This is a genomic window from Roseburia sp. (assembly GCF_041325975.1).
GTDB lineage: Bacteria > Bacillota > Clostridia > Lachnospirales > Lachnospiraceae > Roseburia > Roseburia rectibacter.
The window spans coordinates 1-13,343 of the sequence record NZ_JBGLEJ010000004.1 but is presented as its reverse complement, the minus strand read 5'-3'; the positions used below and the strand labels follow the sequence as shown (position 1 = coordinate 13,343).

At 39.5% G+C, this 13,343-nt stretch carries 14 protein-coding genes; 13 read left to right on the top strand and 1 reads right to left on the bottom strand.

Annotated features, from left to right (window positions below; genetic code table 11):
* The first annotated feature begins 584 nt into the window (after positions 1-584).
* The 3 genes from ACDD58_RS03445 (at position 585) to ACDD58_RS03435 (ending at position 2,541) form a co-directional block, all read left to right on the top strand.
* Positions 585-884, top strand: a complete 300-nt coding sequence (locus ACDD58_RS03445) for a hypothetical protein (protein WP_370775797.1) — start codon at positions 585-587, stop codon at positions 882-884.
* 128 nt (positions 885-1,012) lie between these two features.
* On the top strand, positions 1,013-1,222 hold the full coding sequence (locus tag ACDD58_RS03440) for an excisionase (protein WP_370775794.1): 210 nt from the start codon (positions 1,013-1,015) through the stop codon (positions 1,220-1,222).
* Positions 1,223-1,311: 89 nt separating this feature from the next.
* A complete protein-coding gene (locus ACDD58_RS03435; RefSeq protein ID WP_370775792.1) occupies positions 1,312-2,541 on the top strand; it encodes a tyrosine-type recombinase/integrase in 1,230 nt (409 codons plus the stop codon).
* Positions 2,542-2,934: 393 nt separating this feature from the next.
* Here the strand turns inward: ACDD58_RS03435 and ACDD58_RS03430 are convergent, their stop codons facing one another.
* Complete coding sequence (locus ACDD58_RS03430) at positions 2,935-3,438, bottom strand: helix-turn-helix domain-containing protein (RefSeq protein ID WP_118392505.1); 504 nt, start codon at positions 3,436-3,438, stop codon at positions 2,935-2,937.
* Positions 3,439-4,009: 571 nt separating this feature from the next.
* On the opposite strand from ACDD58_RS03430, the gene ACDD58_RS03425 reads away from it, so the two are divergent.
* The 10 genes from ACDD58_RS03425 to ACDD58_RS03380 all read left to right on the top strand — a co-directional run.
* Positions 4,010-4,309 carry a hypothetical protein gene (locus ACDD58_RS03425; protein ID WP_118392504.1) on the top strand — a complete coding sequence of 100 codons (300 nt, stop codon included), beginning with the start codon at positions 4,010-4,012 and terminating at the stop codon, positions 4,307-4,309.
* Positions 4,306-4,500 (top strand): hypothetical protein, encoded by a 195-nt coding sequence (locus ACDD58_RS03420; protein WP_118392503.1) that lies wholly within the window; start codon positions 4,306-4,308, stop codon positions 4,498-4,500. The genes ACDD58_RS03425 and ACDD58_RS03420 overlap by 4 nt, the downstream gene beginning before the upstream one ends.
* The gene (locus ACDD58_RS03415; RefSeq protein ID WP_117582551.1) at positions 4,493-5,413 is read left to right on the top strand and encodes a ParM/StbA family protein; all 921 of its coding nucleotides are present in this window, start codon (positions 4,493-4,495) and stop codon (positions 5,411-5,413) included. Before ACDD58_RS03420 ends, ACDD58_RS03415 begins: the two co-directional genes overlap by 8 nt.
* Before the next feature lie 8 nt (positions 5,414-5,421).
* Positions 5,422-5,871, top strand: coding sequence for an ATP-binding protein (locus ACDD58_RS03410; RefSeq protein ID WP_075720937.1), 450 nt, complete (start codon positions 5,422-5,424; stop codon positions 5,869-5,871).
* Positions 5,872-5,876: 5 nt separating this feature from the next.
* Positions 5,877-6,050: a hypothetical protein gene (locus ACDD58_RS03405; RefSeq protein ID WP_015516967.1), complete on the top strand. Its 174-nt coding sequence runs from the start codon at positions 5,877-5,879 to the stop codon at positions 6,048-6,050.
* A 181-nt stretch (positions 6,051-6,231) separates the two neighbouring features.
* Positions 6,232-7,074, top strand: a complete 843-nt coding sequence (locus tag ACDD58_RS03400) for a hypothetical protein (RefSeq protein WP_118652092.1) — start codon at positions 6,232-6,234, stop codon at positions 7,072-7,074.
* 91 nt (positions 7,075-7,165) lie between these two features.
* On the top strand, positions 7,166-10,654 hold the full coding sequence (locus ACDD58_RS03395; RefSeq protein ID WP_370775788.1) for a SpaA isopeptide-forming pilin-related protein: 3,489 nt from the start codon (positions 7,166-7,168) through the stop codon (positions 10,652-10,654).
* Entirely contained in the window at positions 10,611-11,684 is a 1,074-nt protein-coding gene (locus ACDD58_RS03390) for a collagen binding domain-containing protein (RefSeq protein WP_370775785.1), read from the top strand. The genes ACDD58_RS03395 and ACDD58_RS03390 overlap by 44 nt, the downstream gene beginning before the upstream one ends.
* The gene (locus ACDD58_RS03385; RefSeq protein WP_370775782.1) at positions 11,659-12,546 is read left to right on the top strand and encodes a SpaA isopeptide-forming pilin-related protein; all 888 of its coding nucleotides are present in this window, start codon (positions 11,659-11,661) and stop codon (positions 12,544-12,546) included. The genes ACDD58_RS03390 and ACDD58_RS03385 overlap by 26 nt, the downstream gene beginning before the upstream one ends.
* Positions 12,547-12,619: 73 nt before the next feature.
* Positions 12,620-13,343, top strand: a 724-nt coding sequence (locus ACDD58_RS03380; RefSeq protein ID WP_370775780.1) for a DUF5688 family protein, incomplete at its 3' end; no start/stop codon positions are given.

Sequence of the window (13,343 nt, the reverse complement as noted above, 5' to 3'; positions counted from 1 at the left end):
AAATCAATAAAGAAAAAAATATGGAAAAAACAGAAAAAGTGAATCAATATTTTTGCTAAACAATTTATTTTTATAAAAAATCAGCATGAAAATAATAGAAAAATAGCGGTTTGGGAGAATAAATAGATAGTGAGATAAAATGTACTTATAATTACCATAGCATAAGTGCCTATAAAAAACAGTAAATAAACACCACCAGCAAATAATTCAAAAAATAACCCAAGTAGATACTGACACAAAATCACATAGTAAAAAATTCAGATGATTGCATTAGAAGTTTACTCTGATGCAATTTTCTATTTCGGAGCAGATATATCAAAGAAAATTGTAGCTATTTTTTTTGTGTTAGTCAAATTGCACAACAGACTCATCATGAAAAATATACATACCCTTATGCTTAAGTAGTTTATGTCATTTGTTTTTTGTGAATTTTAAGAGTGTAGAATACAGCCAACAGAGCAGATTTTTTCTACACTCACTTTCGCTTACATTTTGCAATTTTAGTGGTATATTGCAAGTGTAAGGTACCTACAGCAACAAGAGAAAAGCAGTATAAATAAAACAAATCTATGGAGGAAAATAATATGGACAGTTTAACAACAAACACCCCAGCACCAACAGTAAGCACAGAAGCAACCCAGTCAGTACAACAGGCACAGCCAGACAAGTCAGCACGCTTCAAGGAAAAAGCAGAGAACCAGACCTCAAAGGTGATGGCAGAGATAGAGAAGCTGCAAAAACTCTCAAACAAGAAATACTACACCTACTCACCAGAGCAAATCAATGAATTGTTTGGAGCAATTCAGAGCGCACTTGATGAAACCAAAGCAACATTCACAACAACCAATGCAGAAAAGAAGAAGCTGTTTACCTTTTCTGCATAAGCAACAAACAAATACAGTAGTCAGCAAGTAAAAAAGCAAATGGCAGTCCGATGCCTTGCGTGTCGGACTGCAAAAGATGAGGTGCAACATGATTCAGTAAAATCCGATAGAAAGGATTTTGAATCATTATGAAAACAGAAAAAGAATATTTAATGACAAGTGAGAAGTATAATCTCACAATCAAAGAGGCAGTTCAGTACTTCAACATTGGAGAGAAAAATCTTCGTAAACTGGTGGCGAACAATCCGACAGCAGACTACATACTTATGGTAGGAAATAAGATACTTATTAAACGTAAGATATTCGAGCAGTTTATTGATGAGACAGGCTCTATATAAAAGCAAAAAATACCTTGCAAAATATATGTAGTTCCGATACAATCCCCATCCCAATGGTGGGGATTGTATTAGAGGTTGGGGGATAAACCATGAGTGAAAAAAGAAGAGACAATAAGAATCGCATATTACGTATAGGAGAACAGCAACGTGCAGATGGGAGATATTTATTCAGTACAATAGATCCAATAACCAAAAAGAGAAAGTTTGTATACAGTTGGAAATTGGAAAGGCACGATAAAATGCCAGAGGGAAAAAAGCCAGACTTATCACTTAGAGAAAAGGAAAAATTGCTGGAGCGTGATTTGGCAAATGGTATTTCTCTATCAGGTGGAGATATGACAGTATTAGAACTGGTAGAGAAATATTTAGAGCAAAAGCGCAATGTCAGACCAACCACATCCGCAGGATATAAAACAGTGGTTAATGTATTAAAACGTGACAGCTTTGGAAGTCAGAAGATTAATCATATCAACACAATAGATGCAAAGGCTTGGTTAATAAAATTACAGTCAGAGGATGGAAAGAGTTATAGCAGTGTCCATACAATACGTGGAGTAGTAAGACCAGCTTTTCAGATGGCTTATGAGGCAGACCTAATCAGAAAAAATCCTTTTGATTTTGAACTGCATAATTTTCTAATTGATGATTCAGTAAAAAGAGATGCAGTAACATCAAAACAAGAAAAGGAGTTTTTAAGGTTTGTTCAACAGGATGAACATTTCAGTGAGTGCTACGATGGGATGTTTATATTATTTAGAACAGGCTTGAGAATAGGCGAGTTTTGTGGACTTACGTTAAAGGATATAGACTTGGAGAAAAGAACAATCAACGTGAATCATCAATTACAGTATGTGGGGAATAAGGGAAAGTACATAGAAAAAACAAAAACTGAAGCTGGGACACGAGTATTGCCAATGTCGGATGAAGTTTATGCAGCATTCAAGAGGGTAGTACAGAATAGAAAGAAACCTAAAGTCGAGGAAATGATAGATGGTTATACAGGTTTTCTGTTCTTAGATAAGCGTGGAAAACCAATGATGCCCTATCAATGGGAAAAACGCTTTCAGCATGTGGTTGAGAAGTACAATAGAATTTATCGAGTGCAACTTCCAAAGATAACACCGCATGTGTGTCGCCATACATTTTGTACGAATGCGGCAAAGCGAGGAATATCTGTAGAAACATTGAAATATTTAATGGGACATACAGATATAAGTGTTACCTCAAATGTGTATACACACCTTAAGTTGGAGGATGCGCAGAGAGAAATGGAGAGGCTTGAAAGGATAGAAAAAGAAATGAAAAAGTGTGCCAAGTAAGGAAATAAAGGGCATAGGGAAAAAGTACTAATGAGTACGAATCGGGTTTATACCTAGATTTGTACTCATTTTACTTACCGAGATATGGTAAAATATGCGATTTTATGCTAGGATAGGTACACTAGGTTAGATGTCGTGAAAGTGTGATAAAACCTAGGAAAAATAAGGATATACAAGGAAAAACGAAGATATGCAAGATAAAATAAAAGTGCTCATGGTTTGCCACGGCAATATACTAACCTTGATTAAAAATACTTGATTTTACAGTGTTTTGGGGATGTTACAGTAGATTTTTACCAACGATTTACCAAAGCTATTTGAGTAGGGGATAAACTACTCAGGATATGTAAAGTGAAGTATTATAATAGAGTCCTAGCAAAGAAAATCCGCAATTTAGCGGATTTTTTTAATACATTCGTTAAATAAGAGCAATCTGTTAATCTTATCATCATAAAATTCTTTTTGCTGTTCAATCACAGCTTTATCATTATCCTCATAGGCAATTAAATCTATCTGTTGTTTACAATTTAGATAAGAACAAATAGCTTCATTTATTTGTGAATCTTCAAATGTCATGTGTATGCTGCTGGGGATGTAGTTGCCATCTTTATCCTTATCAGCAGATATTTTCAATGGAGATTGTTCGTTAAGCTTCATAACTAAAGAAAGAACATCACTAACAGTATTAATATCGTAATCAAGAAATACAGTTACGCTAATGCCAAGAGCTTCTGCTATTTTTTGAAGCTGATCTGGTTTTGGATTTCGTTCACCGCTTTCATATTTCTTTATGGTAGATAAATAAATACCGGACTGTTTTGATAATTCGTCCTGTGTCATATCTTTTAATTTTCTATATTTTTGAATTTTACTTCCAATTGAATGTCTATTATCCATTAATAATCACCTCAAACAAATTGATATGAATATTTTAACACAGAGTTCACAAAAGTGGTACATTATTTTGAAAATATATTGACAACCACAAATGTGGACTATATAATGAAAATACGAACAGACCACAAATGAGGACTAACATAAAAAGAATAGATATGTTGAAAATACTTCTTTTGGCGAAGTTCAAGGATTCAAAATTTTGCTATATCATAATCCTGCGAGTTGCAAAGCAGCTCATACAATTGAATAACAATTACAGATATAGTGATAATTCCGGTTCAGATACCTGATGGAAATCAAATATACTTGCGAAGAGTGCTGAAGGATTGAGAAATGAAAGTGGAGCGAGTAAGGGTAGTCAATACTGTTGCGGAAGGATAATAAACTATGAAGGTGTTCAAAGGGAACTTCCTGGCTCTCAAAAAGGCGGTAGAGAGGATAGCATTATTTAATTTAACTTAATGCGTCGTAAACGCAGATGCGGCTTATCTGTAATTCCTATGTGTGCAGGCAAATGGGAAAAAAGCACACCTACATGGCATGAGCCGTGTAGAAAGCAGGTAAGTAGTGAATGGAATTAACTTTTAAAGGTGTGGATATAAGCACTGAGGAAAAGTTCGTCAGCTACATTAATTCACTGAATACAGCGATAATGAAGCAAAATGCCATGAATGAAATCAAGCAGGATTTATATGATGTTTCTTATTTGAAAAAGCGTTACCGAAAGATTGTAGCCAAAAATGAGAAAGCACTATTTATGGCAGACCACGAATGTTTGAAATGTGTTTATTTCCAAAGACTGGCACGAAAATGTCAGGCAAATTGTAAGTGCCCCTTAGAAGAATCTACAGAAGGAGGCGTATTTACATGAAGCTATGCTGGATTGTTGTGTTGGTCGGAATAAGTATCATCCTGGTTTTTCTATATTCATTAGTTGCAATGTCGTCCAGATCAGAGAGGTTTATTGAGCAGCTTATGGAAGAGGAAGGGAGAAAAGGTACAGATGAGCAGGATATGGAAGCAATTATTACGGAAGGGAAGGAGAGACAGGAACATGAATAACAAGTTAGAAGTAATCGGCATTGATCATGGCTGGTCAATGATGAAAACAATCTCTCAGGTATTTGTCACAGGTGTTAAGGAGATTACAACAACTCCAGCACTTTTCGGTGATGTACTCGAGTATGAAGGAAAGTTCTATAAGGTTGGAACTGTGAGACAGGAGGTAAAGGACACGAAGGTCGAAGATGGCAGCTTTTATCTTCTCACACTTGCGGCAGTAGCTAAGGAACTTAAAAGAAGAGGTCTTGCAGAGGCAAAGGTATTCCTTGCCGTAGGACTACCACTTACAAGGTTTGGAGCAGAGAAGAATGATTTTATCAAGTATCTGACAAAGAATAAGCGTGTAAGCTTCAAATATGAGAATGAGCCGTATTATATTGAAATTGATGATGTGGCAGTATTCCCTCAGTGTTATGCAGCAGTAGTGGACAAGATTCCTACAATGGCAAAGAAAACGCTGATAGTAGATATCGGTAGCTGGACAATCGACATTATGCCGGTAATCAACAAGTCACCGGATGAATCAGAGTGTGTGACGATACCAAAAGGTCTTATTACCTGTATGCGTTCTATCAATGAGCAGTGTGTAAGACAACTTAACGGAGAGGTAGACGAGTCAGAGATACAGAACATCATGCGATATGGCAGGTCAGATATTGATGATGAATACTTTGCCATTATCAAGGCAGAGATAGAGGATTTTGTTGATAAGGTATATAACTCAATCCGTGAGTTTGGGTATAACTTAAAGACTACACCGATTGTATTTGTCGGTGGCGGGGCAGTTGTGATGAAGAATTTTGGTAGTCATGATGCTAAGAACATTTCCTATAACCTTGATGTAAAGGCAAATGCAAGAGGATATGAGCAGCTTGCCACAATGGGACTTAAAAGCACTAAGCGATTATCATAAGGAGGCAGATGATGGGAAGAAGACTTGAATATGAAGTAAAAACTTCTGTCCGCCTCAACATGAGCAATCCTCAGCATGTGAAAATCAATGATGTGATTCAGAACCTTGATCCGAAGATTTTCAAATCTAAGAACCAGTTCATTATAGATGCGATTCAGTTCTACATTGATAATTATGGAAAAGAAACTTTTGTTATCAAGAAGAAGGAAAAAGAGAGGGCTGAATATATCCGGTCAGAAGATATTGATGACATTAAGGAAGAAGTCATTGAAGCAGCAACCAATGAGGCTAGGAAAGAGGTCATAAGGCTGTTAGGCGGAGTGATATCCGGAATGAATGTTGGTCAGCCGGTAATAATGCAGGTAGCCAATAGTGAAGCACAAGAACCTACAGAAGATGTTATGGACGATGCAGATGTTGCAGGACTTGCAATGGGATGGATGTCGAAAGGAGACTGATTATTATGAGAAGAGTTATGGGAGCCGTAGGAACAGTAATTTTAGAGATACTCAAGTGGATATTAAGGATAATTCTTGGAGCGTTGAAGCTGGTCTTAGGACTTGCCAGAATAATTCTTCTTCTATTCGCTATGGTGGCAAGGATATTTCTTTCATTCGTAAGAATGGGCACATTCTGAGAGGAGGTGAGCGTATGCAGGTAAAGGGTTTATTCTTAAATTATAAGAAAAACAGAAGACTTATGCAGTATTTCTTTAAAATAAGAGAGCTGGTATAATGAAAGGAGTTTAAGATGCACAGAATACGGGACAGTCCTATGTGTCCCGTGCATTACAGATAAATAGTTCACCGCAAGGGTGGATGGCACGGAACACAAAGCCCGTCCCTTTTGCGGAGAAGGGATGGGTGATTACTATGAAGAAGATAAGGATTATCTTATTATCCGCACTACTGGTCTTTTCAATGGCTGCCTGTAATGGTGGTAAGGAAAAGGCTGATAATAAGACAGAGAAACAGACGGAAAGTGTAAAGCCAACTGAAGAAGCAGAAATGGCAACGGAAGCTGTCACAGAGGTCGCAACCGAAGTTGAAATTGAAGAGACAGAGAAAGATATTGCCGAGGCTAAAGATTCAGAAGAGAAGACTGATAAGGAAGATAACCGGTCAGCTGATAATGAAACTGCTTCAAAGCAGGAAGAAAAGCCGGAGCAGAATGACGAGCCGGAACAGAAAGCTCCTGCAAGTGGTAATAAGGAAGCTGGAGGAAATCAGAGTAATGCAGGTAATGGTGGTCAGACTACAGACAGTCCGAAAGACAATGTGAGCAATCCACAGCCTGCATCCGTGGCATACAGTCCACAGAATGTTGTGTCACTTGCAACAGCAAAGTGTCAGGCAGGAGGGATGATTACCACACAGCAGAATTTACAGAATCATTTGAATGACGGTAGTATCACGCAGGAAGAGTACAATGAGTATTATCCTTACGATGGTATGGAAGGCTCTTATTATAGTGTGTTTGTAGAGACAGACCTCAACAAAGCAAGTACCATTGATGGACAGCGGTTATCATCTGAGGATGCAATTGCAGAATATATTGCAAGTATGTTACTTTTGGAAACAGATCCGGTATTCTACATCAGTTATGATGGAGTTTACACGACAGGCGGCACAGACTATTACGAGTTTCGATGTCACAGATAAATAAAAACGAATAGAAGCAGAAGGAAGAAAGATGTAAGCCATAAACTTATGTCTTTCTTTTTTTATGCGTAAATTAAGGAGGAAAGAGCACATGAAACAGAAACTAAAGCGTTTTATGGCAGGATTTATGGCTATGCTCACACTGGTTGGAACACTCTTTACGAATGGAACAACAGCATTTGCAGCCAGTCCGCAGGCAAATATTGCGTTCTGGAATGCGTCAGTCAAAAATTCCGGAGAAGTAAGTGAGCTGAAGCCCGGATATAATCATGGCAAGATTCTGTATTCAATTCTTGACGGAAATTCTGCATATTGTATGAATTTCGGATTAAGAGCAGATGGCGGTCAGCTTATGAACAGCTACGATGATGCGAGCACATCAATGTCAGCACAGCAGAGAAAACTTTTAAGTTACTGCCTTTATTATGGGTTTAACAGTACACAAAAGGCGGCACCAAGCAACAGTCAGTGCGATGAGTATATCGCAACTCAGGCAATGGTATGGGTTATTGTAGCAGATATCTTTGGAACCGGAAGTGGTGATTCGGCAGCAAGAAAGCTCTGTAACACAGCACCAAGTCCTGATTCTTCATACAGCTATTATGAGAGACTCAGGGACAATATCAGCAGCTCCTACAATGCAACACTTCCAAGTTTTGCATCACGCAGAACCAGTGAGGCACCAACTTATGAATTAAAGTGGAATGAGGGAAGTCAGAGATTTGAAACAACATTATCTGACAGCAATGGTGTTTTATCGGATTTTGATTTTGGCATCAGCGGATATTCTGTTGATAAGAATGGCAACAGTATTACAATCTCTTCAACGAGCGTGAATACTACAGCTACAACAGGAACATTCACATCCAATGCTGGCAAGATTGAGACAACATCAAGCTGTGTATTCTGGCTTACAGGAAAGAGCGGATATCAGGAGTTTATTTCTGAAAGACCGACAGCAGATCCTATCAAAGCATATATCAAGGTCAAGACAGAGAATATCGGATATGGTGAGCTTACAAAGATAGATGAGTCAAGCGGAGTGAAGCTTTCCGGTGCAGTTTATGGAATCTATTCTGACAGCGGATGCACAAACAGAGTACAGACCATGACAACAGATGGAAACGGATATGCAAAGTCAGCTGCACTTGTTGCAGGCACTTATTATGTAAAAGAGATTACCGCTCCAAAGGGATATGTCCTTTCAGGTAAGGTTCATACACTTACTGTAAAAGCAGGACAGACAACAGGAATCTCTGCAACAGATAAAGAGCAGCTTGGAGCAATCACAATCTATAAAGAGGGTGAGGTGCTTAGCTCATGGAATGGAAGCAATTTCACTTATGAGAAAAAGAAGCTTTCTGGAGCAACATTCAAGGTAACTGCCGGAGCAAATATCTATAAGGCAGATGGTACAAAGGTGTATAGTGCTGGCGATGTTGTGGCAGAAAGCCTAACAACAGGAACTGACGGACAGGTGGTATTATCTGACCTTCATCTTGGAACTTATGTGGTTACTGAGATTAAGAGCATTGACGGATATACAATCAATACCACACCTCAGACAGTAGCAGTTGAGTATAAGGACCAGACTGTGACAGTCCAGTATGAATCAACTACGATTGAGAATACAAGACAGAAAGCGGATGTATCTGTCGTAAAGAAGGACTCTGACACAGAGAATCCTCTTGATGGCGGCAAGTACACACTTTATGCCGGAAATGACATCAAAAACTATGCCGGACAGGTTATTGTGACAAAGGGTACAGCTCTTGAGACAGTAACTACAGGTGAGGACGGAAAGGCAAGCTACAGCGTAGATCTGCCAATCTCTAACGGATATTATATCCAAGAGACACAGGCACCATATGCATATATTAGAAACCAGTCTGATGTATATAGCTTCAATTTCAATGTATTACCTGAAACACAGGCAAAGACATCATTCAGCCACACATTTGTGAATGACAGAACGACAGCAAAGATTCATATCTACAAGGTAGACAAGGAATCGGGCAAGGCAGTTGCCCAGGGTGATGCAAGCCTTGAAGGTGCAGTTTATGGTCTTTATGCAAGAAACGATATCGTGCATCCGGACGGAGCAACAGGAGTCGTATTCAAAGCAGGAGACCTTGTAGCAACACTTACAACAGATAAGAATGGCGAAGCAGAGGTCAATAACCTTTACCTTGGAAACTATTATGTGAAAGAAATCACTCCATCAGAGGGGTATCTCTTAGACGAAGAGGAGCACGATGTAGTATGCGACTATGAGGGAGACCTTGTAGCAGAGGTATCAAGAAGCACAACATCAGCAGAGCAGGTCATCAAGCAGCCATTCCAGCTTATCAAGGTATCTGACAATGGCGATGATACTGAAGCAGGCTTATTGGCAGGTGCAGAGTTCACAGCTTATTTGAAATCATCTTTACCTGTAAAGGCAGATGGAAGTTATGACTATGACAAGGCAACTCCGGTAGTAATCGGGGAAAACGGAGCAACAACAATCACATCCGATGACAAGGGACATGCAGTTTCCATTGCAATTCCTTATGGAACCTATGTGGTAGTAGAGTCAAAGACTCCGCATAACATGAAGACAATCAAGCCATTTGAGGTAAAAATCAGCGAGAATCATCCTGACAAGCCTCAGACATGGAGAGTATTCCTTGACAGGGAGTTTACTGCAAAGCTTCGTGTAATTAAGAAGGATTCCGATACAAAGCAGACAGTGCTTGTACCAAATGCAGAGTTTAAGATCTTTAATATTGATAAGAACGAATATGTGAAGCAGTACACAACTTATCCGTCAAAGGTAGAGCATACTTCATTCTTTACTGATGAGGACGGAGATTTAATCTTACCGGAGGCACTTAAAATCGGTAACTACCGCATTGAGGAAGTGTCTGCACCATTTGGATATGTTGTAAATGATAAGTATGTCAACATCTCTGTTGATACTGACACAGCATTTGAAACAGATGGTGATACAAATGATGCGATCATCACCGTGGAATATTCAGATGCCCCTGCAGTCGGAGAGCTGACTGTAGAAAAGAAGGGAGAGGTACTTGACGGATTCAAGGGTGGACTTCTTGCAAGCTCATATGAGAAAGAGTTTGTTTATAAGGAAGGCTCACTTGGCGGAGCAAAATTCAAAGTTTATGCTGCCGAGGATATTTACACAGCAGACAACCAGAAGGATGCAGACGGAAACCGCATTAAGTATTACAGCAAGGGAGACCTTGTGACAACTCTTACAACTGGCAAGGATGGAAAGGCAACAGCTAAGAATCTTCCTCTTGGACAGTACAGAGTTGTGGAAGTGGAAGCTCCATACGGATATGTATTAAATCCGAATGAGCAGAAAGTGACATTCACATATGTGGATGATAAGACACCTGTTATCAAGGAAAGCCTTACTTTCTCAGATGACAGACAGAAGCTTGATATGTCAGTGACTAAGCTTGATTCAGAAGATAATACACCGATTGCAGGTGCAGTATTTGGTCTTTATGCAGACGAGGATATCAAGAATGCTAGATGGCAAGGTAATTATCGAGAAAGGCACACTTCTTGAGAAGGCAACATCTGATGAGAATGGAAAGATTGCTTTTGTTAAGGATTATCCATTTGCAAAATATGTTGCAAGGGAGCTTGTAAAGCCTGCCGGATATGTGACAAATGAGGAAGCAGTAAACTTTGATACAAAATATCAGGGACAGGATGTTAAGACTGCTGTATATAACAGCGAGTATAAGAACACTCCTACAACCTTTGAGTTTACAAAGACAGATATCACAAGCGGTGCAGAGCTTACAGGTGCAACACTTACTGTACTTGATAAGGATGGAAATGTGGTAGACACATGGACATCTGATGCTAAGGAAGCACATGTGATCAAGAGACTTGTAGTTGGAGAGACTTACACTCTTCGTGAGGAATTTGCTCCTTACGGATATCTCAAGGCAACAGATATCCAGTTTACAGTAGAGGACACAGGCAAAGTGCAGCATGTAGAGATGAAGGATGAAGTTCCTACAGGTTCCATCGTGATCAATAAGGACGGCGAATTTGTAACAGATACCACTCTTATGAAGGGGTACTGGTATGACTTTATCTTCAATTTCTTCAAGGACAGCCTTGCAGGAGTAACTTTTGATGTATATGCAAAAGAGGATATCGTAAGTGCTGACGGACTTGACACTGTATATCATAAGGCAGGAGACAAGGTGGCAACCATCGTGACAAATGATAAGGGTATCGCAAGAATTGATGACCTTCCACTTGGCAAGTATTATCTTGTTGAGACAAAGACCATTGATGGATTTGTATTAGATGATACACCGATTGAAGCAGACCTTTCCTATATCGACCAGAATACAAAGGTTGTATTTGCAGGAATGGATGTGACAAATGAGCGTCAGAAAGTGCAGATTACTGTAACCAAGACTGATTCAGAGACTAAGGAAGCACTTGAAGGAGCAGTATTCGGTTTATTTGCGAAAGAAGATATCGTGAACAAAGATGGCAAGGTAATCGTAAAAGCTGATACACAGATTGAGAGAACAGTAACAGGCAAGGATGGAAAGGCTAGCATTTACCTCTGACCTTCCACTTGGACAGTATTATGTCAAAGAGATTGAGGCACCAAAGGGCTATGTGAAGTCTGATAAGATTTTTGATGTGGATGCTTCATATCAGGGAGATAAGGTAAAGGTTATCGAGTTTGAGGCAGCATTTGAAAATGCACCTATTAAGGTAGAAATTTCAAAGACTGATATCACAGGAGAGAAAGAGTTGCCTGGAGCAAAGCTTTCAGTAATTGATGCTGATGGAAAGCTTGTAGAAAGCTGGACATCAGAGGCAGGAAAGACTCATATGATTGAGAGACTTCCTGTTGGAAAGTACACACTCAGAGAGGAATCTGCACCATATGGATATAAGGTGGCAAGTGATGTAACCTTTGAAGTAAAGGAGACAGCAGAAATCCAGAAGGTATCCATGAAGGATGAGCAGGCAGTCGGTAAGATTGTCATTGAGAAAACTGACAAAGTAACCGGAAAGCCGATTGAGGGTGTTGTATTTGAAGTAAGGGATAAGGACGGAAAGGTGCTTGATACACTCACTACTGACAAGAATGGTCATGCAGAGAGCAAGGAGCTTCCTATCTGTACTTACAATGAGGATGGATCATTCAAAGAAGATATCCATTATACAGTTGTTGAGACTAAAGCAGCTGACGGATATATCCTTGATGAAACAGCTCACGATGTAACTCTTCGATATGATGACAATGCACCGGATGTTGTTGTAGCAACTCTTAAGCTTGTCAATGTACCGACAGAGCCTAAGCTTCCACAGACAGGCGACAATGCAAATCCGCTTCTTTATCTTGGAATCGGTGCACTTGCACTTATTACAGGTGTCGGAGTCGGACTTCGTGGAAGAAAGAAAAAGAATAAACAGTAACAATTAACCTTGCGGGGAATGTAAGCCAGTAACTTATGTTCCCCGCTTTTTTAGATTAAGGAGGAACCGTAATATGATGAATTACGAGATTTTTAAGGAAGTAGTAAAAGAAAAGTTTATGGATTATATGCCTGAGAAGTTCAAAGGAATGGAGCTTGTGGCAGAACCCGTGGAAAAGGTGAATGTGACTCTTGATGGCATCATCTTAAGAGAAGAAGGCAGGAACATTTCGCCTACGATTTATATCAATGACATGTATAAGAAGTATCAGGACTGTGGTGATCTTGAGGAAACACTTATGGCTGCATGTGACTTTATGGAAAGGGCATATGAGCAGGCTCCGGTTGTTGATGTGGACAGCATTATGAGAGATGCTAACGAGAAGATTGTATTCCAGCTCATCAATACAGAGCAGAATAAGACATTTTTGGAACAGGTGCCTCACAGGGAGTTCCAGGATCTTTCTATTGTGTACAAGGTAATAATCAGTGCCGATAAGGATGCGGTGCAGAGTTCAAAAATTACAAATGAATTTGCGAAAAGACTTGGGATGAGCGAGGAACAGCTCTTTAAGTGTGCTGCGGAAAACACAAGAAGGCTCTTCCCACCTGTAGTACGAAGCATGAATGACATTATGAAAGAAATGTTCGCAAGGGATGGGATGCCACAGGAGATTGCAGATATGATGATAGCCGAGATTCCACCGGAGCAGACGATGTGGGTGATTTCCAATGAAAAGGGTATCAATGGCGCAGCATCCATGCTTTATGAGAATGAGCTTCATGAGCTGGCAGAGA

Excerpts from the sequence above, each read along its gene's own strand:
- ACDD58_RS03445 (WP_370775797.1), top strand. The coding sequence starts at position 585 with ATGGACAGTTTAACAACAAACACCCCAGCACCAACAGTAAGCACAGAA.
- ACDD58_RS03440 (WP_370775794.1), top strand. The coding sequence starts at position 1,013 with ATGAAAACAGAAAAAGAATATTTAATGACAAGTGAGAAGTATAATCTC.
- ACDD58_RS03435 (WP_370775792.1), top strand. The coding sequence starts at position 1,312 with ATGAGTGAAAAAAGAAGAGACAATAAGAATCGCATATTACGTATAGGA.
- ACDD58_RS03430 (WP_118392505.1), bottom strand. The coding sequence starts at position 3,438 with ATGGATAATAGACATTCAATTGGAAGTAAAATTCAAAAATATAGAAAA.
- ACDD58_RS03425 (WP_118392504.1), top strand. The coding sequence starts at position 4,010 with ATGGAATTAACTTTTAAAGGTGTGGATATAAGCACTGAGGAAAAGTTC.
- ACDD58_RS03420 (WP_118392503.1), top strand. The coding sequence starts at position 4,306 with ATGAAGCTATGCTGGATTGTTGTGTTGGTCGGAATAAGTATCATCCTG.
- ACDD58_RS03415 (WP_117582551.1), top strand. The coding sequence starts at position 4,493 with ATGAATAACAAGTTAGAAGTAATCGGCATTGATCATGGCTGGTCAATG.
- ACDD58_RS03410 (WP_075720937.1), top strand. The coding sequence starts at position 5,422 with ATGATGGGAAGAAGACTTGAATATGAAGTAAAAACTTCTGTCCGCCTC.
- ACDD58_RS03405 (WP_015516967.1), top strand. The coding sequence starts at position 5,877 with ATGAGAAGAGTTATGGGAGCCGTAGGAACAGTAATTTTAGAGATACTC.
- ACDD58_RS03400 (WP_118652092.1), top strand. The coding sequence starts at position 6,232 with ATGGCACGGAACACAAAGCCCGTCCCTTTTGCGGAGAAGGGATGGGTG.
- ACDD58_RS03395 (WP_370775788.1), top strand. The coding sequence starts at position 7,166 with ATGAAACAGAAACTAAAGCGTTTTATGGCAGGATTTATGGCTATGCTC.
- ACDD58_RS03390 (WP_370775785.1), top strand. The coding sequence starts at position 10,611 with ATGCTAGATGGCAAGGTAATTATCGAGAAAGGCACACTTCTTGAGAAG.
- ACDD58_RS03385 (WP_370775782.1), top strand. The coding sequence starts at position 11,659 with ATGGAAAGGCTAGCATTTACCTCTGACCTTCCACTTGGACAGTATTAT.